This window comes from Streptomyces luteolifulvus (assembly GCF_008806595.1).
In the GTDB taxonomy this organism is placed as follows: domain Bacteria; phylum Actinomycetota; class Actinomycetes; order Streptomycetales; family Streptomycetaceae; genus Streptomyces; species Streptomyces luteolifulvus.
In genome coordinates this window covers 342,321-368,785 of sequence record NZ_VZRB01000001.1, presented here as the reverse complement: position 1 = coordinate 368,785, position 26,465 = coordinate 342,321, and the positions used below count along the sequence as shown (strand labels likewise).

Annotated in this window: 26 protein-coding genes; 12 read left to right on the top strand and 14 right to left on the bottom strand. The window is 66.1% G+C overall.

Annotated elements, in window-relative coordinates:
• Positions 1-43: 43 nt before the first annotated feature.
• From F7R91_RS01760 to pgsA, 4 genes are all read right to left on the bottom strand, one after another.
• Positions 44-595 carry a LemA family protein gene (locus tag F7R91_RS01760; RefSeq protein ID WP_150943653.1) on the bottom strand — a complete coding sequence of 184 codons (552 nt, stop codon included), beginning with the start codon at positions 593-595 and terminating at the stop codon, positions 44-46.
• A 65-nt stretch (positions 596-660) separates the two neighbouring features.
• The gene (locus F7R91_RS01755) at positions 661-1,824 is read right to left on the bottom strand and encodes a glycosyltransferase family 4 protein (RefSeq protein WP_150943651.1); all 1,164 of its coding nucleotides are present in this window, start codon (positions 1,822-1,824) and stop codon (positions 661-663) included.
• The gene (locus F7R91_RS01750) at positions 1,821-2,747 is read right to left on the bottom strand and encodes a phosphatidylinositol mannoside acyltransferase (RefSeq protein ID WP_150943649.1); all 927 of its coding nucleotides are present in this window, start codon (positions 2,745-2,747) and stop codon (positions 1,821-1,823) included. The genes F7R91_RS01755 and F7R91_RS01750 overlap by 4 nt, the downstream gene beginning before the upstream one ends.
• Positions 2,744-3,490 (bottom strand): phosphatidylinositol phosphate synthase, encoded by a 747-nt coding sequence (gene pgsA / locus F7R91_RS01745; protein WP_150943953.1) that lies wholly within the window; start codon positions 3,488-3,490, stop codon positions 2,744-2,746. The genes F7R91_RS01750 and pgsA overlap by 4 nt, the downstream gene beginning before the upstream one ends.
• A gap of 217 nt (positions 3,491-3,707) precedes the next feature.
• On the opposite strand from pgsA, the gene F7R91_RS01740 reads away from it, so the two are divergent.
• Both F7R91_RS01740 and F7R91_RS01735 read left to right on the top strand, forming a co-directional pair.
• Positions 3,708-5,906 (top strand): elongation factor G-like protein EF-G2, encoded by a 2,199-nt coding sequence (locus tag F7R91_RS01740; RefSeq protein ID WP_150943647.1) that lies wholly within the window; start codon positions 3,708-3,710, stop codon positions 5,904-5,906.
• A gap of 183 nt (positions 5,907-6,089) precedes the next feature.
• Complete coding sequence (locus F7R91_RS01735) at positions 6,090-7,745, top strand: cytochrome d ubiquinol oxidase subunit II (RefSeq protein ID WP_150943645.1); 1,656 nt, start codon at positions 6,090-6,092, stop codon at positions 7,743-7,745.
• 66 nt (positions 7,746-7,811) lie between these two features.
• On the opposite strand, the gene F7R91_RS01730 is transcribed toward F7R91_RS01735, so the two are convergent.
• On the bottom strand, positions 7,812-8,369 hold the full coding sequence (locus F7R91_RS01730; protein WP_150943643.1) for an HIT family protein: 558 nt from the start codon (positions 8,367-8,369) through the stop codon (positions 7,812-7,814).
• Between the two features lie 66 nt (positions 8,370-8,435).
• Here F7R91_RS01730 and F7R91_RS01725 point away from each other — a divergent pair, with 66 nt between their 5' ends.
• Entirely contained in the window at positions 8,436-9,098 is a 663-nt protein-coding gene (locus tag F7R91_RS01725; RefSeq protein WP_150943641.1) for a potassium channel family protein, read from the top strand.
• A 30-nt stretch (positions 9,099-9,128) separates the two neighbouring features.
• Here the strand turns inward: F7R91_RS01725 and thrS are convergent, their stop codons facing one another.
• The 3 genes from thrS to F7R91_RS01710 form a co-directional block, all read right to left on the bottom strand.
• Positions 9,129-11,114, bottom strand: coding sequence for a threonine--tRNA ligase (thrS, locus tag F7R91_RS01720; RefSeq protein WP_150943640.1), 1,986 nt, complete (start codon positions 11,112-11,114; stop codon positions 9,129-9,131).
• A 91-nt stretch (positions 11,115-11,205) separates the two neighbouring features.
• Complete coding sequence (locus tag F7R91_RS01715; RefSeq protein WP_150943637.1) at positions 11,206-12,429, bottom strand: hypothetical protein; 1,224 nt, start codon at positions 12,427-12,429, stop codon at positions 11,206-11,208.
• Complete coding sequence (locus F7R91_RS01710) at positions 12,426-12,992, bottom strand: DUF4365 domain-containing protein (protein ID WP_150943635.1); 567 nt, start codon at positions 12,990-12,992, stop codon at positions 12,426-12,428. Before F7R91_RS01710 ends, F7R91_RS01715 begins: the two co-directional genes overlap by 4 nt.
• Before the next feature lie 171 nt (positions 12,993-13,163).
• On the opposite strand from F7R91_RS01710, the gene F7R91_RS01705 reads away from it, so the two are divergent.
• The 3 genes from F7R91_RS01705 (at position 13,164) to F7R91_RS01695 (ending at position 14,871) form a co-directional block, all read left to right on the top strand.
• On the top strand, positions 13,164-13,889 hold the full coding sequence (locus F7R91_RS01705) for a 3'-5' exonuclease (protein ID WP_150943633.1): 726 nt from the start codon (positions 13,164-13,166) through the stop codon (positions 13,887-13,889).
• Positions 13,886-14,362, top strand: a complete 477-nt coding sequence (locus F7R91_RS01700; RefSeq protein ID WP_150943632.1) for a helix-turn-helix domain-containing protein — start codon at positions 13,886-13,888, stop codon at positions 14,360-14,362. The genes F7R91_RS01705 and F7R91_RS01700 overlap by 4 nt, the downstream gene beginning before the upstream one ends.
• Before the next feature lie 143 nt (positions 14,363-14,505).
• Positions 14,506-14,871 carry a hypothetical protein gene (locus F7R91_RS01695; protein WP_150943630.1) on the top strand — a complete coding sequence of 122 codons (366 nt, stop codon included), beginning with the start codon at positions 14,506-14,508 and terminating at the stop codon, positions 14,869-14,871.
• Positions 14,872-14,921: 50 nt separating this feature from the next.
• Here F7R91_RS01695 and F7R91_RS01690 read toward each other — a convergent pair whose 3' ends face one another.
• From F7R91_RS01690 to F7R91_RS01675, 4 genes are all read right to left on the bottom strand, one after another.
• Positions 14,922-16,031, bottom strand: coding sequence for a hypothetical protein (locus F7R91_RS01690; protein ID WP_150943628.1), 1,110 nt, complete (start codon positions 16,029-16,031; stop codon positions 14,922-14,924).
• 108 nt (positions 16,032-16,139) lie between these two features.
• Complete coding sequence (locus tag F7R91_RS01685; protein WP_071659442.1) at positions 16,140-16,784, bottom strand: Cap15 family cyclic dinucleotide receptor domain-containing protein; 645 nt, start codon at positions 16,782-16,784, stop codon at positions 16,140-16,142.
• Positions 16,784-17,689 carry a nucleotidyltransferase family protein gene (locus F7R91_RS01680; protein ID WP_150943626.1) on the bottom strand — a complete coding sequence of 302 codons (906 nt, stop codon included), beginning with the start codon at positions 17,687-17,689 and terminating at the stop codon, positions 16,784-16,786. Before F7R91_RS01680 ends, F7R91_RS01685 begins: the two co-directional genes overlap by 1 nt.
• Positions 17,690-17,867: 178 nt before the next feature.
• Positions 17,868-18,986: a hypothetical protein gene (locus F7R91_RS01675; RefSeq protein WP_150943624.1), complete on the bottom strand. Its 1,119-nt coding sequence runs from the start codon at positions 18,984-18,986 to the stop codon at positions 17,868-17,870.
• Between the two features lie 327 nt (positions 18,987-19,313).
• Between F7R91_RS01675 and F7R91_RS01670 the strand changes: the two genes are divergently transcribed.
• The 3 genes from F7R91_RS01670 to F7R91_RS01660 all read left to right on the top strand — a co-directional run bounded on the left by F7R91_RS01670 (position 19,314) and on the right by F7R91_RS01660 (position 22,040).
• Positions 19,314-19,526 (top strand): helix-turn-helix domain-containing protein, encoded by a 213-nt coding sequence (locus F7R91_RS01670; protein ID WP_230989777.1) that lies wholly within the window; start codon positions 19,314-19,316, stop codon positions 19,524-19,526.
• A gap of 7 nt (positions 19,527-19,533) precedes the next feature.
• Positions 19,534-21,156 (top strand): hypothetical protein, encoded by a 1,623-nt coding sequence (locus F7R91_RS01665; RefSeq protein WP_150943620.1) that lies wholly within the window; start codon positions 19,534-19,536, stop codon positions 21,154-21,156.
• A gap of 68 nt (positions 21,157-21,224) precedes the next feature.
• Complete coding sequence (locus tag F7R91_RS01660; protein WP_150943618.1) at positions 21,225-22,040, top strand: alpha/beta hydrolase; 816 nt, start codon at positions 21,225-21,227, stop codon at positions 22,038-22,040.
• Here F7R91_RS01660 and F7R91_RS01655 read toward each other — a convergent pair.
• Positions 22,037-23,626, bottom strand: a complete 1,590-nt coding sequence (locus tag F7R91_RS01655; RefSeq protein WP_225320491.1) for a helix-turn-helix domain-containing protein — start codon at positions 23,624-23,626, stop codon at positions 22,037-22,039. The two genes, F7R91_RS01660 and F7R91_RS01655, sit on opposite strands and share 4 nt — an antisense overlap.
• Positions 23,627-23,815: 189 nt before the next feature.
• On the opposite strand from F7R91_RS01655, the gene F7R91_RS01650 reads away from it, so the two are divergent.
• From F7R91_RS01650 to F7R91_RS01640, 3 genes are read left to right on the top strand one after another with little or no spacing between them, the layout of a single operon-like run.
• Positions 23,816-24,172: a hypothetical protein gene (locus tag F7R91_RS01650; protein ID WP_150943615.1), complete on the top strand. Its 357-nt coding sequence runs from the start codon at positions 23,816-23,818 to the stop codon at positions 24,170-24,172.
• Positions 24,169-24,591: an ATP-binding protein gene (locus F7R91_RS01645; RefSeq protein ID WP_225320490.1), complete on the top strand. Its 423-nt coding sequence runs from the start codon at positions 24,169-24,171 to the stop codon at positions 24,589-24,591. The genes F7R91_RS01650 and F7R91_RS01645 overlap by 4 nt, the downstream gene beginning before the upstream one ends.
• Before the next feature lie 4 nt (positions 24,592-24,595).
• Entirely contained in the window at positions 24,596-24,919 is a 324-nt protein-coding gene (locus F7R91_RS01640; RefSeq protein ID WP_150943611.1) for a hypothetical protein, read from the top strand.
• 36 nt (positions 24,920-24,955) lie between these two features.
• Here F7R91_RS01640 and F7R91_RS01635 read toward each other — a convergent pair whose 3' ends face one another.
• Complete coding sequence (locus tag F7R91_RS01635) at positions 24,956-26,389, bottom strand: hypothetical protein (protein ID WP_150943609.1); 1,434 nt, start codon at positions 26,387-26,389, stop codon at positions 24,956-24,958.
• Between the last annotated feature and the right edge of the window lie 76 nt (positions 26,390-26,465).

The window sequence follows — 26,465 nt, the reverse complement described above, 5'->3', positions numbered from 1 at the left end:
AGCCGGTGGATCGTTTTGCGGTCACCGCGTGGTCACCGGGTGTTCAGGCCGCCCGGTCCACCAGTGCCGCCGGCGGCTCGTCGTCCATCTCGAACGCCATCGGGAAGGGCGCGTGTCCCGCCAGCCGGAACCAGCGCACCTTGCGGTGCTCGCGCAGCCTCCGGGCGGCGCCCACAGCGTCGTTGTGGAAGCGCCGGGCCATCGGCACCCGGCGTACCGCCTCGGTCAGCTCCCGGGCGGCGGCCACACCGCCGGGCGCCTCCCGCACCGCCTCCACCTGCTGCGGTTCCGCGAACACCGCCCGCAGCGCCTGGCTCAGCTCGCTCTCGGCGACCTCCCGCTGCTCCTCCTCGGCCTGCCGTGCCGCGTGCGCGGCCTCGTACAGCACGATTGACGCGGCCGGGTCGAGCACCCCCGAAGTGGCCAGTTCCTGGGTCACCGAGGCGCGGCGCAGCAGCTGGGCGTCGAGCGCGGCACGCGTCGCGTCGATACGGGCGTGCAGCCGGTCCAGTCGGCCCGCCGTCCAGCTCAGGTACAGGCCGATCGCGACGAGGACGACTACGGCGACGAGGGTCCAGATGAGGGTTGCGGTCACGGGCGGCAGGCTACAGGTGCGCTCCGCCGGGCCGGCCGGGTGTCAGGGGGAGCCCCGAGAGCCCGTCAGTCCCGCGCCAGCCCCAGTCGCGCCCGCAGTCCCGTCGTCTTCTCGTCCGCCGCCACCGCCGTCGTCCCGTCCGTCACCGTCTCGTACACGGACAGGATGTCCGCGCCGACCGTGGACCAGTCGAACCGCCGGACATGGGCGCTGCCGCGCTCGCGGAGCTCGGCTCGGCGCTCGGGGTCGCCGAGCAGTCGTACGGCGGCCTCGGCGAGCGCGTCCGCGTCCTCGTTGGCGAACAGCTCCCCCGCCGCGCCCTGGTCGAGCACCTGCGCGAACGCGTCCAGGTCGGAGGCGAGGACGGGAGCCCCGGCCGACATCGCCTCGACGAGGATGATCCCGAAGCTCTCGCCGCCGGTGTTGGGTGCCACGTACAGGTCGACGCTGCGCAGCAGACGCGCCTTGTCCTCGTCGCTGACCATGCCGAGGAACTCCACACGCGCGCGCAGTTCCTTCGGCAGGCTCTCGACGGCCTCCTCCTCGTCACCGCGCCCCGCGACCAGCAGCCGCGTCCCCGGGCGTTCGGCGAGGATCTTCGGCAGGGCCCTCATCAGCACGGGCAGGCCCTTGCGGGGCTCGTCGATGCGCCCTATGAAGCCGATTGTGTCGCCCTGCCACTCGGCCTTGGGCTCGGCCTTCGCGAAGAAGTCGACGTCGACACCGTTCGGGATGACCACCGCGTCGCCGCCGAGGTGTTCGACGAGGGTGCGGCGGGCGTACTCGCTCACGGCGATCCGGGCGCTGATCTTCTCCAGGGCCGCCTGGAGGATCGAGTACGCGGCGATCATGGCGCGGGAGCGCGGGTTCGAGGTGTGGAAGGTGGCGACGATCGGGCCCTGTGCGGCCCAGCAGGCCAGCAGTCCGAGCGACGGGGACGTCGGCTCGTGGATGTGGATGACGTCGAACGCGCCGTCGTGCAGCCAGCGCCGCACCCGCGCCGCCGACAGGAAGCCGAAGTTCAGGCGGGCCACCGAGCCGTTGTACGGCACCGGCACCGCGCGGCCCGCCGAGACGACGTACGGCGGGAGCGGGGTGTCGTCGTCGGCGGGCGCGAGGACGGACACCTCGTGCCCGAGCCGGATGAAGTACTCGGCGAGATCGCGGATGTGGAACTGGACGCCGCCCGGCACGTCCCAGGAGTACGGGCAGACGATGCCGATCCTCACGGCTGCTCCTCGTCGGCGACGTCCGCCGGGCGCGGTTCCAGATCGGCGAGCCACAAGCGCTGCAGCATGTGCCAGTCCTCCGGATGGTCGGCGATCCCCGTGGCGAAGGCGTCGGCCAGCGCCTGTGTCATGACAGACGTCTTCTCGGCCCGCGTACCTGTCCGGGGCACCTCGATCGGGGGATGCACCCGGCCCTGCATCACCGGTGAGTCGTCGTACCAGAGCGTGACCGGGAGCAGCAGGGCGCCGGTCTGCTGGGCGAGCAGCGCCGGACCGGCGGGCATCCGGGTCGCCTCGCCGAAGAACTTCACCTCGACGCCGGAGGCGGACAGGTCGCGCTCGGCGACCAGGCAGACCAGGCCGCCGTCGCGCAGCCGTCGCGCCAGCGTGCCGAAGGCGGAGCCGCCGCTGTGCGGCAGGACCTCCATGCCGAGGCCCTCGCGGTAGGCGACGAAACGGTCGTACAGCGTCTCCGGCTTGAGGCGTTCCGCGACAGTCGTGAACGGCGTCTCCAGCTTAGTGGTGACCCAGGCTCCGGCGAGGTCCCAGTTCGCCATGTGCGGCAGCGCGAGGATGACGCCCCGGTCGGAGGCGAGACCGTCGGTGAGGTGGTGGACGTCCTCGGGGTCGAAACCGGCCTTTATGCGCTCGGGGCTCCAGGCGGGGAGCCGGAAGGACTCCATCCAGTAGCGCAGATACGAGCGCATGCCCGCGCGGGAGAGTTCGGCCAGGCGCTCTGCGGTCGCGTCGGGCACCACGCGCGCGTAGTTGCTCTCCAGTCGCAGCACGCCCTTGCCGCGCCGCTTCCACGCGAGGTCGGCGATGCCGCGGCCGAGCCGTACGGCGACCGGCTCGGGCAGCTTTTTCACCGCTCCCCAGCCGACGCCGTACAGCGTGTCCGTCAGCCGCTCCTGGGCGCTCACTTCGCCGCCTCGCTGCCCCGGGAGGCGTTCTGCTGCTTCTCCTGCGCGGCCTCCGCGGCCTCGACCTCGGCGGACTCCCGGCGGACCGTGACCACGCGCTGGATCAGTGTGACGAGGCTGCCCACGGCGACGATCCACAGGGCGACCGGCAGCAGGTACTGGATACCGGGGACGCCGAACTTGTGCAGACCCGCGAAACCGGCCGCGACCAGCGAGACCACCAGCCGCTCGGCGCGCTCGACGAGGCCGTTGACGGCGACGGGCAGGCCGATCGACTCGCCGCGCGCCTTGGTGTACGAGACCACCTGGCCGCTGGCCAGACAGAAGATCGAAACGGCGCACAGGACGTTGTCGTTGCCGTTGCCCGCGTACCAGAGGGCGAAACCGCCGAAGATCGCGCCGTCGGCGACCCGGTCGAGCGTGGAGTCGAGGAAGGCGCCCCAGCGGCTGGAGCGGCCCAGCTGGCGGGCCATGTTGCCGTCGACCAGGTCGGAGAACACGAACAGGGTGATCACGACCGTGCCCCAGAAGAACTCGCCCCGGGGGTAGAAGACCAGCGCGCCCGCGACCACACCGGCGGTGCCGATGAGCGTGACCGCGTCGGGGCTGACGCCCCGCCGGATGAGAAACGCGGCGAACGGTGTGAGGACACGCGTGAAGAATGCACGCGCGTACTTGTTCAGCATGGCCTTCCCGAGGGTCGGTGTGGCCGAGCGGCCCCTGCTGGCCACCGGCGGGCCCATCGTAGTCACGCGCGCGCTCGGGCGGCGGGCGGGATCGTCGGGCCGGTGTCAATGGCCTGACGGCGTACGAGGCACGGCGCGATCACGTCCTTCGTATGGACGCGCCGTGACGGGAGTGGAAAGCTCGAAGGACCGCGGGCGTCACCGGAGCCGCCATCGCACGCGGATCCGTACGTCCGCGCCCACAGCGACCTCACCGTGCACGGGAGGCAGGATCATGGGCGACAAGGCGAACGCACACCCCGGAGCCGCCGGCAGGGCTACGGCGGCCGACCACCCCGCGTCCGTACGGAATGTGGTGCTGGTCGGCCACTCCGGATCGGGCAAGACAACGCTGGTGGAGGCTCTCGCCCTCACGGCGGGAGCGGTGAACCGGGCGGGCCGCGTGGAGGACGGCGGCACCGTCTCCGACTACGACGACATCGAGCACCGGCAGCAACGTTCGGTGCAGCTCTCCCTGGTACCCGTCGAATGGGACGGGATCAAGGTCAATCTTCTCGACACTCCCGGATACGCCGACTTCGTCGGGGAACTCAGGGCCGGTCTGCGAGCGGCGGACGCGGCCCTTTTCGTCGTCTCGGCCTCGGACGGCGTGGACGGCTCGACCCGCATGGTGTGGGAGGAGTGCGCGGCCGTCGGCATGCCGCGGGCGATCGTCGTCACGCACCTGGAGGCCGCGCGGGCGGACTTCGAGGAGATGACGCGGATCTGCGCGGAGACCTTCGGCGGCGACGACCCCGACGCCGTACTGCCGCTGTACCTGCCGCTGCACGGCCCGCAGGGGCCGGACGGGCACGCGCCCGTGACCGGGCTGACCGGGCTGCTGTCGCAGAAGCTGTTCGACTACTCCTCCGGCGAGCGCAAGGAGTCCGAGCCGGGCGAGGACCAGCTGCCGGGGATCGAGGAGGCCCGCAACCGGCTGATCGAGGGGATCATCTCCGAGAGCGAGGACGAGACCCTCATGGACCGCTACCTCGGCGGTGAGCAGGTCGACATCGAGACGCTCGTCGACGATCTGGAGCGGGCCGTCGCGCGCGGTGTCTTCCATCCCGTCCTGGCCGCCGCCCCCGCGGCCGAGGGCGCCCGGCAGGGCCTGGGCACGGTGGAGCTCCTGGAGCTGATCACCGGTGGGTTCCCGACCCCGCTGGAGCACGAGGCACCCCGCGTGACCACGGTCGACGGCAAGCCGCGCGAGCTGAAGACATGCGATCCCGACGGTCCGCTCGTCGCGGAGGTCGTGAAGACGGCGTCCGACCCGTACGTCGGCCGGGTCTCGCTCGTGCGCGTGTTCTCGGGCACCCTGCGCGCCGACGACACGGTGCACGTCTCCGGGCACGGGCTCGCCGACCGCGGACACGAGGACCATGACGTCGACGAACGCATCGGCGCCCTGTGCGCGCCGTTCGGCAAACACCAGCGGACACTCACCCACGCCATCGCCGGGGACATGGCGTGCGTGGCGAAGCTGAACCGCGCGGAGACCGGCGACACGCTCTCGGCCAAGGACGACCCGCTGCTCATGGAGCCTTGGGAGATGCCCGACCCGCTGCTGCCGCTCGCCATCCAGGCGCACAGCAAGGCCGACGAGGACAAGCTCTCCCAGGGCCTCGGCCGGCTGGTCGCCGAGGACCCGACCATGCGGCTCGAACAGAACCAGGACACCCATCAGGTGGTCCTGTGGTGCCTCGGCGAGGCGCATTCCGATGTCGCCCTGGAGCGGCTGCGCACCCGCTACGGCGTCCAGGTCGACGTGGTCCCGCACAAGGTGTCCCTGCGGGAGACGTTCGCGGGCAAGTCCGCAGGGCGCGGCCGGCACGTCAAGCAGTCCGGCGGGCACGGGCAGTACGCCATCTGCGAGATCGAGGTGGAGCCGCTGCCCGGCGGCTCGGGCATCGAGTTCGTGGACAAGGTCGTCGGCGGCGCTGTGCCGCGCCAGTTCATCCCGTCCGTCGAGAAGGGCGTGCGGGCCCAGGCCGCCAAGGGAGTCGCAGCGGGCTATCCGCTCATCGACGTCCGGGTCACGCTGCTGGACGGCAAGGCGCACTCCGTGGACTCCTCGGACGCCGCCTTCCAGACCGCCGGCGCGCTGGCGCTGCGGGAAGCCGCGGCCGAGGTGAAGATCCATCTGCTGGAGCCGGTGGCCGAGGTGTCGGTGCTGGTCGGCGACGAGTACGTGGGCGCCGTGATGAGCGACCTGTCCGGGCGGCGCGGCCGGGTGCTCGGCACCGAGCAGACCAGCGGCGGCCGCACACTGGTGCGGGCCGAGGTGCCGGAGATCGAGATCGGCCGGTACGCCGTCGACCTGCGCTCCCTCTCGCACGGCACCGCGCGCTTCAACCGCTCGTACGCCCGGCACGAACCGATGCCGCCGCAGATCGCCGAAAGGATCCGTGAAGAGGCGCGCGCCGCCTCGTAGTTGGCGCCGGGCGCCCCCAAGTGGCGTTTGTGTGACGCTCTCCTCCCTGTGGGCGGGCGGCTTGAGCCGTCCGCCCACGGGCTGTCAGCGCCTGCGGATACGCTGATGACTTGATCAACAGGTGTGCCAGGCACGGAAGTCGGGAAAGCCGCAGAGCGAGAGCAGCGGCGATCGGGGGCGGGAATGACCGTTGAGAGCGGTTACGCGGACATCTTCGGTCCGCAGGTGCCGCGCACGGGCGACGAGGGGCAGACGGCGACGTTCGCGCTGGCCTCGGCGGCCTACCGGGACAATCCGGTGGAAGAGATCCTCAAGGCCAACAGCGAATGGCACCAGTCCGCCGTCAGCAGCGGGAAGATAGCCCTCTTCAGGCCGAACCTCGGCGAGGCCTTCTCCCGGGCCGTGGTCGACCGGATGCTGGGCGCCGGCCGCAAGCCGCTGATCCAGTCGTTCGGCACCGAGCCGCAGGCCGTCGTCGAGCACTGTCTCGCGGCCAACCGCATCCGCCGGGAGCGTGACAACTGGCTGTCCGCGGTCATGGTGCTGTGCGGTCTGCTGTTCCTGCCGGGGCTCGTGGTGTGGCTGCTGGTGTTCCAGATCCGCACCACCATCGCCAAGCGGGAGGACAAGCGGGCGGGTGCGCTGGCCACCACGCTGCTCGTCGCGGCGGGCGCCCTCGCCGTGATCTTCCTGATCCGCATGCCGTTCACGGGTTTCTGGGCCTGGTACGCGCGAGCGGCCGTGATCGCTCCGGTGGTGGGCTGGTTCTGGGCCAAGCAGATCTGTGAGCGCACGGCGAGGGATCTGCGGGAGCGCTGGGACAGCCTGCTCTCCGGCAGCAGCGTCGGGGCCAAGGTTCCCGAGGCGGTACCGAGCAGCCCCGGCGAGACCGCGGCCGAGGCGCTGCGCCAGTCCCTCGCCAAGCTGAGCGCCGAGCAGCAGTCCAACTCCGTGTTCTACGCCGGCCCCAAGGGCGTGCTCGGGATGGGCACCCGCTGGGGCAGCTGGCAGCTCGCCGAGGACCTGGTGCCGGCCGACGCCGACCGGGAGATCCACCCCTTCCGCAGCTGGGACGTCATACGGTCGGTCCACGACCAGCTGCGCATGCTGGAGCGCGGCCCGCTGAACACCGGCGGCTTCCCGAAGCCGTCGATACGCCACTGGGTCGTCACACCGATCGGCGAGAACGCCAAGGCGGTGTCACGTCCCGAGGGCACGGACGTGGACGCCTACCAGGTCAAGTCGCACGCCATACAGGACATCTGCAACAAGCAGCAGTTCGGCGCCGGCGACCGGCACTACCTGGGCGTCCAGTGGACCCTGTGGGACGGGCAGCTGGTCATCACCATGATGATCACGGTGACCGTGCTGCACGAGACACTGCGCATCGAGGTCACCGGGCATGCGCTCGGGCCGGTGCACTCCCTGTTCACCTCGAAGCCGGAGGCCAAGGAGAAGCAGGTCCAGAAGTCGGTGAAGTTCTGGGAGACCCGGACGGTGAAGCTCCCGCTGGTCGACGCCGACGAGGTGGTCCGCCTGGCGGCCCGTGCTCCGCTGACCTGGTATCCCCCGCTGCTGAACTGGCTCGGCGGCACGCTGTCGCTGCCCGAGCCGTTCGGACTGAGGCACGCGTGGGCGGACAAGCCGTGGCGGCACCGCTTCATGGCCGACGACGCGCTGCGCGCCGCCACACCGGTGCTGCGCGTGGTGCACGCGGCGGCGATCCGGGTGCTGGCGGAGAACGGTGTGGAGACGGAGAAGTTCGGCACCCGCTCGGCGTTCCTCAGCACGGCGGTGCAGGACACGTCACCCAGGAAGGCAGACGTCTACGACGCGTAGGCTGCCGGTGCGATGCGTAGGCTGCCGGTGCTGCAGCGCTGCCCACGGTTGCGGCGCTGCACACCACTACGCCGGCCAGGCCTCCGCCAGCATCTTCCGGGTGTCCGCCAGCAGCTGCGGCAGCACCTTTGTGTGGCCGACCACCGGCATGAAGTTCGTGTCGCCGCCCCAGCGCGGGACGACGTGCTGGTGGAGGTGGGCTGCGATGCCGGCGCCGGCCACCGTGCCCTGGTTCATGCCGATGTTGAAACCGTGCGCGCCGGAGGCGGTGCGCAGGGCCGTCATGGCCTGCTTGGTCAGCTCGGCGAGCTCGGTGGTCTCCGCGGCGGTGAGGTCCGTGTAGTCGGCCACGTGCCGGTAGGGCACGACCATCAGATGGCCGCCGTTGTACGGGTACAGGTTGAGCACCGCGTACACCTGCTCCCCGCGCCGGATGATCAGCCCGTCCTCGTCCGACTTGGCCGGGATGGAGCAGAAGGGGCAGCCGTCGTCGGCACCCGGGCCGGTGGGCTTGCCCTCGCCCTGGATGTAGGCCATCCGGTGGGGCGTCCACAGGCGCTGGAACGCGTCCTGCGTCCCCACTCCCAGCTGCTGCTCCGGCTCACTCGTCATGCTGTGCAGCATATGGCGTCGCCCGTTCGCGGCGTGTCGCCGGGGTTGCGGGAAAGGCGTCCCGGCCAAGCTGGGCCGATGGACGACGACAACCGCACGGCCCGCTGGGAGCGGCGGGCGGGCACCCCGCTCGCGGTGGCCTCGCTGCTCTTTCTCGCCTCGTACGCCGTGGGGGTTCTCGGAGAGGACCTGCCCGGGCCGGTGCGGGATCTGAGTCGGGCCGTGCTGTACGGGTCCTGGGCGCTGTTCATCGTGGACTACGCGGTGCGCTGGCGGCTGAGCGGCGAGGGGCCGGGGTTCGTCCACCGGCACTGGCTGGACTCGGTGGTCGTGGTGCTGCCCCTGCTGCGGCCGGTGCGCATCGTGCGGGTCTACGACGCCATGCAGGCCCGCCGCCCGGGGGAACCCCGGATGACCCTGCAGGCGCGGGTGATGCTGTACGCGGGCCTGTCGTCCTCGCTGCTCGGTCTGTCCGCCGCCCTTGCCGAGTACCACTACGAGCACAACGCGCCGGGCGCCTCGATCCGGACGTTCGGCGACGCGCTGTGGTGGTCGGTCGCCACGCTGTCGACGGTCGGCTACGGCGATGTCGTCCCCGTGACCGTGATCGGGCGGCTGATCGCGGTGGTCCTGATGGGCTGTGGCCTCGCCCTGCTGGGTGCGGTGACGGGTTCGTTCTCGTCGTATCTGATGCAGCGGTTCGCACGTGCCGGGGACGACCTTGGGCCCCGGGGGAAGTGAACTCCCCGGGGGCCCCGCGTCACGTACGCGTCAGACCTGCGCCCGCTCCTCCACGACCTTCACGATCTTCGCGATGGCCTCGTCGAACGGGATGCCGTTCTCCTGCGAGCCGTCGCGGTAGCGGAAGGACACCGAGCCGTTCGACATGTCCTCGTCGCCCGCGATGACCATGAAGGGCACCTTCTGCTTCTGGGCGTTGCGGATCTTCTTCTGCATACGGTCGGAGGAGGAGTCCACCTCGATGCGCAGCCCCTTCTTCTTGGCCGCGGCGGCGAACTTCTCCAGGTACCCGACGTGCCCGTCACCGATCGGGATGCCGACCGCCTGGACCGGGGCCAGCCAGGCCGGGAACGCACCCGCGTAGTGCTCGAGGAGCACCGCGAAGAACCGCTCGATCGAGCCGAACAGGGCCCGGTGGATCATGACCGGACGCTGCTTGGAGCCGTCGGGGCCGGTGTACTCCAGCTCGAAGCGCTCCGGCAGGTTGAAGTCCAGCTGGATCGTCGACATCTGCCAGGTGCGGCCGATGGCGTCCTTGGTCTGGACGGAGATCTTCGGGCCGTAGAAGGCGGCGCCGCCCGGGTCGGGAACGAGCGGGAGGCCCTGCTTCTCGGCGACCTCGCGCAGCGTCTCGGTCGCCTCCTCCCAGACGTCGTCGGAGCCGACGAACTTCTCCGGGTCCTTGGTGGACAGCTCCAGGTAGAAGTCGGTCAGGCCGTAGTCGCGCAGCAGGCCGAGGACGAAGGTGAGCGTCTTGTCGAGCTCGTCGGCCATCTGCTCGCGTGTGCAGTAGATGTGCGCGTCGTCCTGCGTGAAGCCGCGGGCGCGGGTCAGGCCGTGCACGACGCCCGACTTCTCGTACCGGTACACGGTCCCGAACTCGAAGAGACGCAGCGGCAGTTCGCGGTAGGAGCGGCCGCGCGCGTCGAAGATCAGGTTGTGCATCGGGCAGTTCATGGGCTTGAGGTAGTAGTCCACGCCCTCGTCGAGCTGCATGGGCGGGTACATGCCCTCGGCGTACCAGTCGAGGTGGCCCGAGGTCTCGAAGAGCTTCCCCTTGGTGGCGTGCGGGGTGTAGACGAACTCGTAGCCCTCTTCCTCGTGGCGGCGCCGCGAGTAGTCCTCCATGACCCGGCGGACGATGCCGCCCTTGGGGTGGAAGACGGCGAGTCCGGAGCCGATCTGCTCCGGGACGGAGAACAGGTCGAGCTCGGAGCCCAGCTTGCGGTGGTCGCGCTTCTCGGCCTCGGCGAGGAAGTCGAGGTGCGCCTTCAGCTCCTCCTTGGACGGCCAGGCGGTGCCGTAGATGCGCTGGAGCATGGGGTTCTTCTCGCTGCCGCGCCAGTAGGCGGCCGCGTTGCGCATCAGCTTGAACGCCGGGATGTTCCGGGTGGTGGGCAGGTGGGGACCACGGCAGAGGTCCTTCCAGCACAGCTCGCCGGTCTTGGCGTCCAGGTTGTCGTAGATCGTCAGCTCGCCGGCACCGACCTCGACGTCCGCGCCGTCGGCGCTGTCGTCGACGGCGGCCGAGCCCTTGAGACCGATCAGCTCCAGCTTGTACGGCTCGGCCGCCAGTTCCTCGCGGGCCGCCTCGTCGGTCACCACGCGGCGCGAGAAACGCTGGCCGCGCTTCTGGATCTCCTGCATCTTCTTCTCGACGGCCTTGAGATCCTCGGGAGTGAACGGCTTCTCGACGTCGAAGTCGTAGTAGAAGCCGTCCCTGACCGGCGGGCCGATGCCCAGCTTGGCCTCGGGGAAGAGCTCCTGCACGGCCTGGGCCATGACGTGCGCGGTGGAGTGGCGCAGGATGTTCAGACCGTCCTCGGAGGAGATCTCGACTCCCTCGACGGTCTCACCGTCCCGCACCGCGTACGCAAGGTCCTTGAGCTCGCCGCCCACGCGCGCGGCGATCACCGAGCGCTCGCCGGCGAACAGTTCGGCGGCCGTGGTGCCCGTCGTCACCGTGCGCTCTTCCCGCTCGGAATCGCGTTGGATGATCACACGGACGTCTGACACCGGTCTCTCCTGACTGAAGGTGGGTGCGGCGCCATACCGGGAGCGCGCGCATGACTGGGATCGTACCGACCCGGGGCCGCCCACCGCGAAATCAATCCCCGCCGAAGGCCTCCTCGAAGAAGGCGGTGATCTCCGCGGTCTCCTGGAGCGACTTCATCAGCCGGTCCCGCTCCGCCTCGTCCACCTGCACGGGTACGACCCCGCCGGCACCGGTCAGCCGCCGGAAGCCGCCCCGGCTCTCCAGCCTGCCGTGCACGCGTACCGGCAGCCCGACGAGGTGCGCATGTCCGGCGATGCGGTACGCCTCCTCGTCCAGGGTCAGCCGCACGAAGGGGACCTCGGCACCGGCCAGCACCCGCAGCCGTACGGCGCCGTCGCCGCGCGGCCCCGACCTGCGCATCCGGGTCACCGTCCCGGTGATCCTGACCGGCACGGAGGGTTCGGCGCGCAGATAGCGGGCCCCGGCCTCGCGCAGGACGGGCAGGTCTCCGGGCGAGAACTCGACGGGGTCGGCGCCCGCGCAGTCGCCGGGTACGCCGGCGGCGGGGGCCCACTGGACGGCGATCCGGGCGCCCTCGGTGCCGCGGACCAGCGTGATCAGCCCCTCGGTGAGCTCGCGGCTGACGCCGGCCTCGACGGCGCCGTCGAAGGCGTCCATGCCACCGGTGGCCCGCTGGTAGTCGATGGCCTCGCGTGCCGCGTGCAGGGCCTGGTGAAGGCGCACGGCGAGCGGTCGTCCCGTGGCGACGGGCACGAATGCGGTGAGCCGCTGACCGCCGGCCCCGGAGCCCACCAGGACGCTGTCCAGCGACGCGGCGGCGGGCCTGCGGTGCCGAGCGCCGTGGTAGCCGGCACGCGCGCGTGTGGCGAGCGCCGCGGCGAGGAGGGTCTGCCGGGCGGCGGTGCGCAGCTGGTCCTCGGCGGTCCAGGACGCGGTGTCGGCCGGTCCGGGCGGAATGTCGCGCCACCAGCGGATCTCGTCGCTGGGCACGGACAGGCCGACGAGTACCTCGTGAGCGGAGGGCGTACCGCTGCGGGCCAGCGCGAGCAGGGCCTCGCCGAGCAGGTCCTCGCTGTCGGGGAAGGCGCGGCTCTCGGGCACGAGCAGGCTCGTCCCGGCGCCCGCCGGTCCGGGCGGGGTCCAGCGTCCGTACCGTCCGGCCGCACCCCCGCGCCGCTGCCAGCCGTGCCGCAGCAGCAGGGCGGCGAGGACGGCGGGGTCGACCTGGCCGGGCTCGGGGGGACGGTTCCAGTGGGCCTCGTCGGGGTGCGGCCTGACCGGTCGCACGGGCTCGCCGAGGGGGCGGTGGGTCATGGTCTGCCTCCCGTCCCGGCCCGCGTCATGATCTCGCAGAGCGCACGGTCGTCGAAGATGCGTGAGGTCGGTATCCGCACGGTGGTCCTGGTCCGGCCGGTGACCGGGTGACCGGCGAGGTTGATCCAGTAGCAGCAGTGCCTGAGGTCGAGCCGGTCGTGGCTGGCGCGCAGCCAGTCGTCCTGGGACCGCGGGACGAGCATCACGACGAGGATCTTGTGCACCGAGACCGGGGTGCGGGCGAGCTTGCGCAGGTGGTCGTTGTCGAGCGTGAAGGAGAAGAACCGGCCGGGCGGGTTCGGCGGGATCTGGTACGTGCACTTCAGCTGGACCTTGATGGTCACCTCGTCGTCGACGGTGTGCCCGGGCGCGCTGTGGCTGACGTGCCAGTCGATGCCGTTGTCCGGAAAGGGCTGGGACAGCGAGCAGCCGGCGGCCGCAGCGACCGCGTGCAGATAGCCCACCTGCAGTGTCTCCATGCACGCGGTGGTGGCGAGTGTGCCGCGATGGGGTGCCGTCCGCTCGGGCAGCAGCCCGCCCCGCTCGGGCTGCGCTATGGCCATGACCAACTGCCTTCCAAAGCCGGAAGTTTCCTTGCTGTGCGGGCCGCTGAACTGCAAAGACCCGTACTCCTGTTGTGTCCTTCCGGCGTACGGCGCAAACAGCCCGGGTATCACCAAACGGGCAGAAGACGGTGCGTCAGCTGCCGTGGGTGAACGAGGAGTTGTGTAGGTATGACGTGCTGGTACGAAGGCCCTCTGGCCGCGTTCGACACGGAGACCACGGGCGTGGACGTCGAGACCGACCGGATTGTGTCGGCCGCAGTCGTCGTCCAGGACACCCCGGGCAGCCGCCCGCGGGTGAGCCGGTGGCTGGTGAACCCGGGTGTGCCGGTGCCCGAAGCGGCGACGGCGGTGCACGGGCTGACGGAGGAGCATCTGCAGCGCAACGGCCGCTGGCCGGCGCCGGTGATGCACGAGATAGCCGAGGAACTGGCCGAACAGGCCGCCGCGGGCCGCCCGTTGGTGGTGATGAACGCGCCGTTCGATCTGACGCTCCTGGACCGCGAGCTGCGCCGGCATCGCGCCACGTCGCTGAACCGCTGGTTCGAGGCGACACCGCTGCTGGTGCTCGATCCGCGGGTCCTCGACAAACATCTGGACCGCTACCGCAAGGGCCGCCGCACCCTCACCGACCTGTGCGAGCACTACGGGGTCACGCTGGACGGCGCGCACGACGCGGGCGCCGACGCACTGGCCGCGCTGGACGTCGTACGGGCGGTGGGGCGCCGTTTCGCGGCCCGGCTGGAGCGGCTGTCCCCCGCCGAGCTGCACACCCTGCAGGCGGTGTGGCACGCGGCGCAGGCGCGGGGCCTGCAGGCCTGGTTCGCGCGCAGCGGAACGGAGGAGGCGGTGGACCCGGCGTGGCCGCTGCGTCCGGATCTTCCCGCGGCGGCATGAAGAAGGCCGGCCCGCCTGCGGCGGACCGGCCTTTCCCGGTGGGCGACGGTGGACCCCACTGGAACACAAAAGCCCAGCTCCAGTACCTCCGGCACGTCCTCGGCACGATGCCAGGGCCTGAAGTTCCACCAGTTAAGCGGAAGCCGAAGCCAACACGTCGCGCCGTCAAGCGACTCAAGCCTGCGCAAGTCGAGGAGCTGGTCGAGGCGTACAAGGCAGGAGCCACAACCTACCAACTCGCCGACCGCTTCGGCATCAAGCGGCAGACGGTGAGCGACATCCTCAAACGCAACGGCGTTACACCCCGCTGGCGTCGGCTCACCGAGGCAAACGTCGACGAAGCCGAGCGGCTGTACGCCACAGGCCTATCAACAGCCCGTGTTGCCGACCGTCTGAAGGTCGACCCTGAAACAGTACGCCTGCGCCTACGCAAGCGCGGTGTGCAGATGCGCGACCCGCACGAGCGCCGGTAGGTACAAGGTTTGCCGGTCACGCCAGCCCCATCTGTCGTCACTTGACAGATGGGGCTGGCTATTTCTTTCCAATTATGGACGAGACCTTACGCTCGGATAGCTATAAATAGAAAGCAGCAACCCTAAACGGAAGGAGTTTCAAAATGAGCGAACACCACCCAGATGCACAACCGCCGGTACCAGCGGCAGAAGAGGAACGCAAGGTCGTGGTCTTTGCCGTAAGAATTGATCCCACCCTGCGTGAGCAGATCGAGGGCCTACGCGGCATAACTGGGCACAGCGTGAACGACGTTGGCGTGGAAGCCCTCAACGACTGGGTCGCGAAGACCCTCACCGACGAGACGGTCCAGCAAAAAGCCATGGCAGAGTTAGATGCTGAGGAGAAGCGGCTCCAAGACCGGCGAGCCGCTATTGCGGGCATCCTCGGGCAGACAGCTACGGCGACCGATGCACCTGAAGCCCCAGCCGACGGCAGTAACAGACGCGGAAAGGCACGACCGCAGTCGTAAAAGTGGAGCGACCATGGCAGCTATCGCTGGAGTCCTGCCCAACGTCTTCGCTACACGCCCCCAGCCCACTCGTTCAAAGCGTTGGCTGTCTCCTGAATGCATGTGTCGAGCAACCCGCCCAGCCCCTCGAAGTCGTACGCAGGAAAATATTGAGGCCCAAGACCAAAGACCGGCTGCCCTAGGTCCACCCGCGCAGTATCAGCACTAGGCAGCAGGTTGTAGTGCATCAAGGTGTTTCGAAAATGCCGCACGGAACGGTCCGTGATAACGCGGCCAGCGGGCGCAGCCAGGATATTTTCGATCACTGCGGTTGACGCCGAAGACAGCGGATAGCGAGCGTCATCCTTGAGAAGTGCGAGACTCTGCAACACCGCGTACACGGTGATGTACCGAATCTTGAACACAGTGTACTCAAGGTTGAGAACGTCAGCACCGGCCGTGATGACCTTGTCGATGAAGTTCATCATTACCTGGAAGTCTGTCAAGACACCATTGAGCGCCTCGGTTGTGCTGCCGTTGAAAGCCCGTGGGTAATAGCCCGAAGCCCGCACGTCCTTCCGCTTCACGAAGTTCCCTGAAAGATGACGGACGAAGGTATCGCCACCGGTCGCATCGAGACGGGCGCCAAGCCGGTAGAAACATCGACCGACCTGCTCATTGGTGCCGCGCACATACGCACCATCATCGTTGCGAAAAATCCTTTCATGCTCGATTCCAAGATGGAAGGCAGCAGAATGAGAAGTCGCGAGAAGAGTGCCTCCGTAGGTGAAGAGCCCCAGATCCTTCTCCCACCGACGAGCAGGCGGGAACCATGTGTTCCCAAGGAAATGCGCGGAATGCTTGTCCAGGATGTCTTTCTTGAAGAACTCCAACTGCCCCTCAATACCTCGTTGGGTATCCTCGAAGAGCTTGAGACTGTGCCTCGCGCGCGCACTCACTGCGGCAGCGTCTGCGGAGAACTCATCGAACACCGACGGGTCAATCACCTGCGGCTTCCCCTTCACCTCGTGAATGATCAGCGAGAAGTAAGGGGCCATACACAACGGCACGACGCCAAACAGGTTCGAATCATTGGCGTTCTGAAGGTCACGAAACAAGCGGCCCATGTAGTCGGCGTCACTCACGATACCAGCCTTGATGACGTCATCGTTTACGGACACATGGCCTCCTTGGTGTTCGGATTGAAATTATCCTCTTTCCCAACACCAGTCGCAACCCATTTATGAACTGTACATTCACGGCCATAGTGCATCACGCTCGTGCCGCACTCACCTTTTACCTACGAATGGACTCGCATGGTTAAAGCTATCAGCGGCAAGAGCAGAACCGGAACTTCCGTAACGCTCAGGCGACCATTCAGTAAAACGCAATTCGCCATCCGTTCGTCGATCAGTAAAATACGCCCCTTCGAGGCCCTCACCGGGCTGCGAACCGATGTACACCTCAGCTGCGCCCTTGTGTCGCTCACTACGGTCACGCACACCGGGGCGAGGAGTATTGACATATTGCCAACTCAGTCGCCACCGACCGTCAGGATCAGGGATGAGTTTGGCATGCTCCGAGATTGACTTCGACTCCCCAGTGAAAAGCGTGACAGTCCACTTAGACGCCGACTGCGAGACGTAGACAACCGTGGGAATTGGAGGCACGTTAGTACCATCCGGGCGAACGTAAGAAGAGACGAGTTCGCCACGCCATGTCCCGGCAATCAATGGTACGCCCGTGAAGTACCTCACCAGTTTCCACTTCCAGATGAAGCGCTCCCACAAAGCAAACACCAGCACAGCGAGCGTTCCGGCGATCGAATAGATGCGCAACGGCGTTTGAGAGAGGCCTTGGCCGGCGAGTAGCGCCAGCGCCAATCCGACAAGCGCCGCAATGCCGATCCCTACTCGAACCTTGATTCCTTCCATCAGTTCAGCCCCAGGTTCCGCCACGCTTTGAGTGCAAGTTCGTGAGCATCTTCCATAGACCACTTCTGTCCAGGACCGAACAACGGCTTGATGCCGTTCGGCTCATGCCAGTCTTTCGCAGAGCCTCCAGGCTTAGTCTGATTCCAGATGTAGCCAATGACGGCACTGATGTCATCGGTCAGCGGCGTCAGACCTCCATGGTTAAAGTGCCCGTCCGGCGTGCAGTACACAAGACATTCCATGAAGTAACTCGGCAGCGCATCAATCTGCCCAGCTGCAACCAGGTCGTTTTCCACTCGCTTGAGAATACGGACCATTTGCTTGTAGCGCGTACCCGTACGGTTGTTCTTGGCAACGCCATTGTCATACTGCTGCTGAGGGTAGTTAATAACCCACTCGCCGTTTGTGCGCCACGTCTTCGTGCCTTCGCGGTATGCCACTTTCCCAAGGGTGTCGTAATGGTAGTAGCGGTAACGGAAGGACGGCACCACATCCGCCTTAACTCGCCCGCCATTCTCGGCAATCTCGATAGCCGTGGTACCGGACGTGTCGCAGTCACTTCCGTACGCATGGCGCATAGCTTTTTCAAGTTCAGACCGGAAACCTGGACCATCGAAATGCTTGATGGCCACCGAACCGTGAATCTTGTCAGCCTCACACAAAGCACTATCGTCGTAGTAGAAGAATCCCTCGTGAATCACGGCGATATCGACATCACTGTCAGTTCGCACGTTGGTGTTGTTCTTGTAGGACCCCTTGGGCAGGAAGCTGGTACGGATGTCGTTGAAGCCGCTCCATCCGTTGACCGCATTGCGCACCATGCGCTCGGCTCGTTCCTGTTTATCCTGTTCGGTATTGCTGGACGGCGCCTTGTAGCGCGTCAGCTTGTCTTCCAGTGCTGTCATAGCCAACCCCTGTTCTTACATTTACTGCATGTCGCGAGCTGCCTCATACGCCACAGCCCCACGATCTTCGTACCCTGCACCTCGACACGCTAGCCGGTGACACTGACAATCCCTCACGCTCCGTCAGGCTCGGGGCAGACAAAGGGAGTAGAGCACCCACACTTCTGGCCGAACGTGATCACTTCTGTCGACTGGTGACCGTGCGCATCTCCCGCTCCAGCACCCACACGAACGCCACGCCGCCCTTGGGGAACGTCCAGCCCTCGTAAGCGACTTCAACGCTCGGTGACGGATCGGACGCGGCGAGCTGTGTGTACCGCGGCTGACGTGGACCAGAGAGGTAGTCCAAGACGTTCATGTAGCGGATACCGCAATCGCCGTACCAGAGTTCAGCCCGGAAGTCCTTGGTCGGCTGGGCAAGGTCGAGGTGCAGGACGTGCCCGTGCTGCTGGACGAGCACGCGGTAGGTGTACGAGACGGTGACCGACTCCCCGGCCTTCACGTCGCCTCCGAGGCCCACGGTGAAGACCTGGCCCTCCTTGCGGACACTGCGACGGATCTTCTGCGGCTTGCCGTTCACGGCAACCTGCACCAGCTCGAAGACCTCGGGCGACGCAGCGTCATGACCGTCTATGGGTTCGAAGTACCACGTAGCCGTGGACGACGGGTCGGTCAGCAACTCCCGGTACGCGTCCAGGTCGGAGACACAGGAGAAGCGCAGCAGCGGACTCGTTGGCACGAAGCGGTACTCCCACCGGATGGTGGCAACGAACATCGCGCCTCGGCCCTCCGCCGGCCCCTTGGCCCAGGGCGCGAGCGCTACGGCGACGTGGGCGTCCTCCCAGCGCTCTTTGGCCCCAACGATCTGTTCCCGAAGGTCTTGATAGGCATCGGCGGCCAATCGCTTGTCACCGAGCCGGATGGACAGGCAGTTCTCGACGATGCGATCCAGGGTCTTCGTGGACGCCACGTTCGTCAGAGACTCCGACGCGAAGGCGAAGCCGTCGACCACCGCGTCCCGGATGGCTGGTGCCTCTTCGGAGAGCACCTTGCGGAGACGCTGGTTGGCCCGGACCTCGGCGTCGGCCTGGTCGATGTACTCGAAGAAGATGGCGATGAGGCCGGTGGTGAAGAGGGCCGAGCCGACCTCCATCACGGGAAGTGCGTCAAGCCAGGCGCCAGCGGGGCTGCCGCTCGCCCAGTGGGCCAGGAGCATGAGGGCTATACCGACCACCGTGACGACGGTGGCGAGCAGGGCGAGTTTGGTCTGGTAGAGGCGCTCTAGCGGACTTGCCATATACAAGATCAAGTATAACAAAAGCCCAGTTCAGGGCAATGCCGAACATGCGAAGACCCCGGACCGCAGAGGGTGCGAGCCGGGGTCTTCTGGGGGCGCGGGGCTATCAGCCGCCGGTACCGCCACCACCACCGTTGCCGTGCAGCATGACCACCACCTCCTCCGCTTCCCGAGGGTGCCTGCAAGAGGCAGCATAGGACACATAGTCATGGGATGCAGGAGCTTGGGATACATAGTCTCTGGATCTTGAGGCTTGGGACATATGAGCTAGGGCCTGCCATGGCAAAACAGCCCATCTCAGACGCAGCAGAGACGTTCGGTGCGCGGGTGCGCGCCCGCAGGAACGAACTCGGCAAGAGCCAAGAACGCCTCGCCGACGACAGCGGTATGCACTGGACGTTCATCGGGCAGGTCGAGCGCGGCCAGCGCAACGTGAGCCTGCACAACATCCTGAAGTTGGCCGAGGCGCTCGGGGTGGACGCGGCGGAGCTGGTGCGGGGGCTGAGGGCGCCGGGCGAGGCCGGGAACAGTAAGGGCTGAGGGCGGCATGAAGAACAGGGTCGACTGGACCGACGAGCGGCTCGGATCCAACGTCTACGAAGACATGGTCTCCGTCCTCATCAGCCGACTCCATCCGCAGGCGCAGCGCATCGACGGAGCGGGGGGAGACAAAGGCCGTGACGTCCAGGTACCGCTCCCCACAGGCCTGGAAATCTTCGAACTCAAGAGCTTTACCGGGCGCCTTGACGAGAGGTCCGGCAGAAGACGGCAAGTTTCCGACTCGCTCAGAAATGCGGCCAAGCACAACCCCGTGGCTTGGTACCTCGTGGTGCCCATCAATCACACCGATGGCGAACTCGCCTGGTTCAACGATCTGACTGCCAAGTATCCGTTCCCGTGCGTCTGGCGTGGGAAGGATTGGCTCGACAACCAGATGGCCTCCCACCCGGAGCTGCCACGCTATTACCTAGAGGGCAGCAACGACGAGATCGTCAGCATGATGCGGGAGATCAATCAAGAGCAAGCCGCCCTCACCCGAGGTGTTACTGATCTCGTAGACCGTGTGCGCACACTCAAGGATCGCCTCAACTCGCTCGATCCGCACTATGAGTTCAGCTTCAGCGTCCAGCCCAACGGCTCCGTCAACGTCACAACTCATCCCCGATACCCCGGCGCCGAGAAGGACCGTCCCATTCAGGTCGGTGGTGTGTTTAGCTTCCCCGACACTGAGGACGGGAAGCAGGCCGCACAGGCGCTTCAGGACAGTTTCGATTATGGGACAGCCACTGTCGTTTCCAGCGAGTTCGTGAAGAACTTTTCCATCGACGCACCGGCCGATTTTGGTGGAAACTTCGATGGTGGTGAACTCCGCGTCGGCGGCGCCATAGACAACACGCCGCTAGCAGATGCACGGTTTGCCCTCCGCATTCGGGACGCTCAAGGTGTTGTCAAGGCCCACCTCCCGCTCGAAGCTAAAGAACGGACATCGGGCAGGAGAGGCATCGAGCTGAAGCTCGAAGACCTCGGTGGCGTGGCGAAGGTTGTAACGCGGTTCGACGTGTCCACACATCAGGCCAAAATCAACTATTCGTTCCACATGCCCGAGCGCAGCTTGCCCTGCATCCTGTTGCCAGTCGTTCGCTTTCTAGCAGAGGCGAAAGAGGGCCGTGGCGCAACCTTGGTGCTTAACGGTAAGGAAATCGGTCCGCCAATGGATCTACCTGCCTCGACCCCAAACGTTGAGGAGTCACTTAAACTTCTTCGTGTCCTCGACGACATTCAGCGTCTCAGCGGCGTGTACTTCCCGATCCCCCAGTCCCTGACCGATGAAGAATTTGAGTCGATCAAAGAAGTCCACCGGTACCTAACCAGCGAGACGAACATCGAGCGATGGGATTACGTGTCTTTCACGATCCCGCGGGCAAGTTTGGATAGCCCCGAGCTTCAGCAGCTCCAACAGGGTGACAGTGTCGCCAACCTCGTTCTAAGGAATGAAATCGTCCTTCGCTTGGGTGAGGATGTCTTCAACCTTGGATGCCTCAACAGGACGTACGCTTCGGCAAAACTGGAATCGCTGACCGCTGTTGCCGGTGACTCTGGCGCTGAAGATGCAGTTGCTGTGAAAATCGTGCCGGGTGACGACACGTCTGCCTCGGTTTCTCTTATGTAGCCGTACCACTCCCGAAGCAGTGGTCGCCCTCTGTCGGCCGTCGGACCGACCGCTCTACGCTTTCCACCATGCCAACTACAGACGTGAGCGTCCGCACCCTCGACGGTCTCCACCTGGCCGGCACGCTGGTGACGCCGGAGCAGCCGACCTCCCGAGCCGTGGTGCTTGTCCATGGCGGAGGTGTCACCCGGGAAGAGGGCGGGTTCTTCACGCGGCTCGCGGCTGGACTAGCTGAAGCCGGTGTGGCCTCACTGCGCTTCGACCTCCGCGGCCATGGACAGAGCGAGGGTCGTCAGGAAGAGCTCACCCTCTCAAGCATCCTGAACGACATCCGCGCCACGCTGACCTACCTCCGTGAGGCAACCGGTGCGAGCGAGCTGTCCTTGCTCGGCACAAGCTTCACCGGGGGCGTGTGCGCCTACTACGCCGCCAAACAGTCACAGGAGATCACGCGGCTGGTGCTGTTCAACCCGCAGCTCAACTACAAGCGGCGCACCATCGACAACCGGCCGTTCTGGGTAGACGACCATCTCACCGACGAAGCCGCCGCCCAGTTGACGGCCCAGGGCTATCTGTCGCACTCGCCGACGCTCAAGCACGGGCGGGCCATCTACAACGAGGTGTTCTGGCTGCGTCCCCATGAGGCACTCGGCGAGGTCCAGGCTCCGACGCTCATCGTGCATGGCACCAAGGACACATTCGTGCCGATCGAGGCATCGCGGGCCGCAGTGCCACTGTTCCAAGCACCCTGCCGACTGGTCGAGATCGAGGGCGCACAGCACGGCTTCGCCGTCCACGACGACCCTCAGTACCTCGACCCCCAGAGCCAGGAATGGCAGGCGTTCGTCATCCGCACGACGGCCGACTGGCTGGTCGAACCCTAGGCCCGCAGCGCTTCACGCAGCTCGCGGGGGCCGGGCCGCGTCGCCCAGGGCTGGAGCGTAGTCATGGCCCGGGTCAGCTCCCGCTTGGTCCGCAGTGAGTTGGTGGCGTCGGACAGCGCTACGGCAGCCAGACCAACGCTCGCGGCGTCATCCGGTTGTCCAGCCAGCGCCAGGGAGCAGGCGCGCCGAGCTAGGAAATAGCCCTGGTCACGGCGAGACAGGGCCTCACCTTCCAAGACTGTGCCGTACAGGTCGGAGGCCCGTGCTGGCTGTCCTGCCTCGATGTAGCAACTGGCCGTCTGGAGGGTCAGGTTGGCGCGGTTGTAGTGCGGGCTAAGGTGCGGGGCAGTGTCGTCGCTCGCCCCCTCGTGCTGCGTAAGCAACTGGTGAGCCTCGCCCAATGCGCGTTCTACGTGGTCCATCGGGTCACCGAGCATGGCGAACCCCCGGGCTTGTTGCTGGGCGACTTCTGCCTGCACCTTGAGCGGCAACTGCCAGTGCGCTTGGCGTGCTGCTTCGGCGAGCGTCAGCACCCGGACTGCGTCGCGTTCGTCGTAGGCCATCTGGCTCTTCTTCAGGAGTACGTAACCCTGCATCGCTGGGTCGTTGGCTTCCTGTGCCCACTCCATGGCGCGGTCGTACCAACGTCCGGCCTGGAGCGGCTGATTCACGTCGCGATACAGCCAACCAGCAAACTCGGCACCATCCGAGCCAATGGCCAGCAACTCCCGGCGAACCGCCGGCCGGACGTCGCGGGCATGTTCCTCGATGGCACCAAGCAAGCCGAGCATGACCGGCAGCGTCCTCTTCGGCCCGAGAGAACCGTCGTCCGACTTACAGGCCGTGATCTGGCGACGCAGGTATTCGACGACCGGGCCGTCTATGTAGCGACGGGCATCATCGAGGGCGGCAGCAACGTGCTGAACTTCTTCCAGCCCGAGACCTGGGAGCGCCGCGGCGGCGATGCCGCCTTTGAGCACGGCGCGGCGGTTGAGCGGAGACATGGCCCCTGGTTCCTTGGCGCTGTCGGGCTGGTCGAGCAGGCTGCCGAGGCCGCTTTCCGCCAAGGTACGGGCGTCGACCGGCACCATGACCGAGTGCCCGCCCACGACAACCGGCAGCAACAACCCGCCTTGAGCGTCGCTTTGTGTCGACTCCGGCGGCGCGACTGCTACCCGATTCGGGGCCTGGTGCTCGGCTCTCGGCAACTTGAACCACAGTAGGTCTGCCGGAACCCGGAGGCTATGCGCCCATTGCATGAGCTTCCCGAGGTCCTGCGGGGCCGCGCCGTTCTCGATCCGGCTGAGCTGAGCCTGGGTCAACCCCAGCCAGTCGGCGACGACTTCCTGACTGAGCACCCGCCCGTGGTGAGGGTGTGTTCGGTAGGCATAGAGCACCTTGCCCATGTGCCAGGTGTCGAGGGCTTCGCGCATCCGTTCGTCGTCCCAGAAAGCGCCGGGTACGGCGGGCGGCCTCGCCACGGCAGCGGCCTGGCGCTTGCGCTGGCAGGCGTGGCACTGGGCACCGGCGTTATCCCGGGCCAGGCGGGTACCACAGGCGCAGTAGCGGGCTGGGGGCGTTGCCATGGCGTACTCCGTACCGGCCTGGTTGCAGGGGGTGGCCAGCCCCAGGGTAGAGGGGCCATAGCCGCCTCGGCATGTCTATACGTCAGATACATAAGTGCCCATGTAGTGCTGGCCTGACATGGGCCAATGGGCCTCCGCCACCGTCGGTTTGCACGCCCCGCCGACGAGGCCACCAGGAGGCCATCCCCCGTGACCACCGAAACACGCCCGATGCTGTTCGGCTACCTCCGGGTGTTACCCGACATGAACATTGACAGCGTTGTCCAAACCCACCGCCTGTTGGCCGAGTTCGCGAAAGACCGGGGCTTCGTACTCGGCAACGTGTTCGTCGAGACCAAGTGGCGGCAACTCACGTCATGGGTGGCGATGACCAACCGCTGTCGGCGCGATGGCGTCCGCAACGTGGCCGTGCCGTCGACCGAGCACCTCAGCACGGTTGCTCCCCTGGCCGACATCATGTGCGAGGAGATCGAGGGCGACATTGGTGGACGACTGTGGGTCGTGATGCCAACTCCAGCGCCGGCCGAACAGGAGGCACGGCCGTGAACGCCACCTCCTACACAAGTGAGCTGGAGCTTGCCGCCCAGGTCGAATCCGTGCGATGGGCACGAAGCCATACCCGCGACGTGCTACATGCCTGGCAGCTCCCAGGCGAGCACATTGATACAGCGCAGTTGGTCGTTTCAGAACTCGTCACGAATGCCGTGCGGCATGACTCCGGGCAGCGGAACTCGACCGACGAACCGCGTGTCACGCTGACGCTGCACTGCGAACCCGCCCAGCTCATCGTGCTCGTGGGTGACGGCAACCCGAACCCACCCGTAAGCAACGGTGCCGTGCCGCTCGCCGCTGAAGGCGGAAGAGGACTGTTCATCGTGGAGGCCGTGTCGAAGGAGTGGAGCTACTACTTCCCACCGACCGGCGGCAAGGTTGTGTGGTGCATCCTCGCACTCGGGTCGGAGTGAAGCGGTGACACGAGTCGAGAGAGAACCCGCCTACGGCTACTTGCGTGTCCTCGATCTGCCAGAGGATGAAGTCGAGGTACTCGAAAAACAGCTCCACGAGTACGCCAATGCGCACAACCTCGTGCTGCTCGACGTACGCAAGGAGCGGTACCGGCTGCTGCGGCCCGGCGAGCTTGCTGCATGGCTCATTGAGCGGGAGGTGCAGCACCTGATCGTTCCGTCAGCGGAGCATGTCACCACGCACCCGATTGCACGGATGCTGTTCTGTCAGGCCGTATACCTTGATGCAGGGGCTGAGTTGCATGAGGCGTGCGGGGAGACTGATTGAGGATGCCTACTGCATTCTCAATCAGCGAGGTAGGAGCTACTCGTCACACAAGGGCGACTGGCCCAACGCTAGCGAGTAGTCTCCTTGTGGGACATAGACCTGTTCGTAGTCGCACCGGTTGCCGGTGACTCGAAACGGCTTACCGCCGTTGTCGACGGTGACAGTCTTGTCCTGGCCTGTCAGGTTGTAGGTGAACTCCAGCGTGAACTCAACGTAGTACTTGAGTGAGGCGGCCTGGATTACGAAGACTCTTTTCCCATTCGTCTCTTCACCAATGGGAAACGTCTCCAGCTCAAACAAGGGTCTGCCGGGTGTCGGGCTGGCCATGGTCTCGTCTGAGTAGATGAGCTCGCGGGCCACAGGAGCCTGTTTGTCTAGATCGATAGAGGCTCGGATTGTCCGGTTGCCACCTTGGCCTTGCGTACCGATCAGGAACAAAGTTCCGTTCAGGGGCTCCTGTTTCTTCGAGATGATCGGCTTAATGTCAACGATCTCAAGGCCTTCCGGCCCAGCCACCGTGACACGGATTGTCATTTCCTCGTGATTCACCCCCTCGCGTCGCAAGAAATCTTTGACAGCCGAGCTATCGGTGGCGGCTCCAGGAGTGGCGAAAAGGCGCTTCATTTCGGCACCCGGTTTGAAGTTCCCAGGAACTACCGTCATGTTGCCTTCATCTTTGAGCCTGACCGCGCTGGCGCTGATTGTGACGCTGCTTTGGTTCGTATCGTCGGCACTACTTCCGCCTGGATGCGAGGCATAGAAGACTGCTACTCCGATGCCAAGCACACCTCCAGCCGCCAACCCGAGAAAAGCGCGGCGAGATGGTTCCTTCTTCGGCTCAGGAGGCGGAACGATAGTTGATTCTTCTGACTGTTCGTTGTGCTGCGCCGTATGCGAATCTGACGAGGTTAGCGATTCGGCAGGTCGGCTCTGGCCTGTTTCACCATCCGCCCCAGACTCAGAGCATTCCTCCGCGCTTGATGCGTGTGGTGCCTGAGATAGTTTCTCCAAGTGGTCATTGAGGGCATGTTGGAAAGCCCGCAGGTACTTAGGAGCATTGGTACGAACCTGACGGTCTCCAATACCATTCAGAGTCCAACTACCTGCCAATAGCTGCCGAGCCTCCATACTGGCAACAGGTTGTCTACTCTCCTGGCTTGGCTTAACACGAACATTCCCTGGATCGACAGTCAACAACCCCAGAAGCGCGCTAGCAGCAAGGATACTTTCAGCCGTCTTATCGTCTGGATTTTCTAGACGTTGCAAATATGCATGATCGACGACCTTCAGCATCTCTTTTCGAAGGACTCGCGCTTTATTGAAAATGGATGCAGTGGCTCCAATGAGCGTTGCCGGAAGCAAGCTAAGCAGTCCTGAGCATTTTTCTAGCAGATCCGCTGATGCCACGCTCTCGACGAGCTGTTCGAGCTCGGCAAAGCAGCGGTCGCTGAGGTCTTCCAGTTGCGCCACCCCACACCCCCATCACGCGGTACTACCGGCGGGAGATAGTAGCGCATAACGCTAGAGCTTGCAAAACGGTCAAAAA

Coding starts and splice junctions, on each gene's coding strand:
- pgsA (WP_150943953.1), bottom strand. CDS start 3,490: ATGGGCCCGCCGGTGGCCAGCAGGGGCCGCTCGGCCACACCGACCCTC.
- F7R91_RS01740 (WP_150943647.1), top strand. CDS start 3,708: ATGGGCGACAAGGCGAACGCACACCCCGGAGCCGCCGGCAGGGCTACG.
- F7R91_RS01735 (WP_150943645.1), top strand. CDS start 6,090: ATGACCGTTGAGAGCGGTTACGCGGACATCTTCGGTCCGCAGGTGCCG.
- F7R91_RS01730 (WP_150943643.1), bottom strand. CDS start 8,369: ATGCTGCACAGCATGACGAGTGAGCCGGAGCAGCAGCTGGGAGTGGGG.
- F7R91_RS01725 (WP_150943641.1), top strand. CDS start 8,436: ATGGACGACGACAACCGCACGGCCCGCTGGGAGCGGCGGGCGGGCACC.
- F7R91_RS01715 (WP_150943637.1), bottom strand. CDS start 12,429: ATGACCCACCGCCCCCTCGGCGAGCCCGTGCGACCGGTCAGGCCGCAC.
- F7R91_RS01710 (WP_150943635.1), bottom strand. CDS start 12,992: ATGGCCATAGCGCAGCCCGAGCGGGGCGGGCTGCTGCCCGAGCGGACG.
- F7R91_RS01705 (WP_150943633.1), top strand. CDS start 13,164: ATGACGTGCTGGTACGAAGGCCCTCTGGCCGCGTTCGACACGGAGACC.
- F7R91_RS01700 (WP_150943632.1), top strand. CDS start 13,886: ATGAAGAAGGCCGGCCCGCCTGCGGCGGACCGGCCTTTCCCGGTGGGC.
- F7R91_RS01695 (WP_150943630.1), top strand. CDS start 14,506: ATGAGCGAACACCACCCAGATGCACAACCGCCGGTACCAGCGGCAGAA.
- F7R91_RS01685 (WP_071659442.1), bottom strand. CDS start 16,784: ATGGAAGGAATCAAGGTTCGAGTAGGGATCGGCATTGCGGCGCTTGTC.
- F7R91_RS01680 (WP_150943626.1), bottom strand. CDS start 17,689: ATGACAGCACTGGAAGACAAGCTGACGCGCTACAAGGCGCCGTCCAGC.
- F7R91_RS01675 (WP_150943624.1), bottom strand. CDS start 18,986: ATGGCAAGTCCGCTAGAGCGCCTCTACCAGACCAAACTCGCCCTGCTC.
- F7R91_RS01665 (WP_150943620.1), top strand. CDS start 19,534: ATGAAGAACAGGGTCGACTGGACCGACGAGCGGCTCGGATCCAACGTC.
- F7R91_RS01660 (WP_150943618.1), top strand. CDS start 21,225: ATGCCAACTACAGACGTGAGCGTCCGCACCCTCGACGGTCTCCACCTG.
- F7R91_RS01655 (WP_225320491.1), bottom strand. CDS start 23,626: ATGGCAACGCCCCCAGCCCGCTACTGCGCCTGTGGTACCCGCCTGGCC.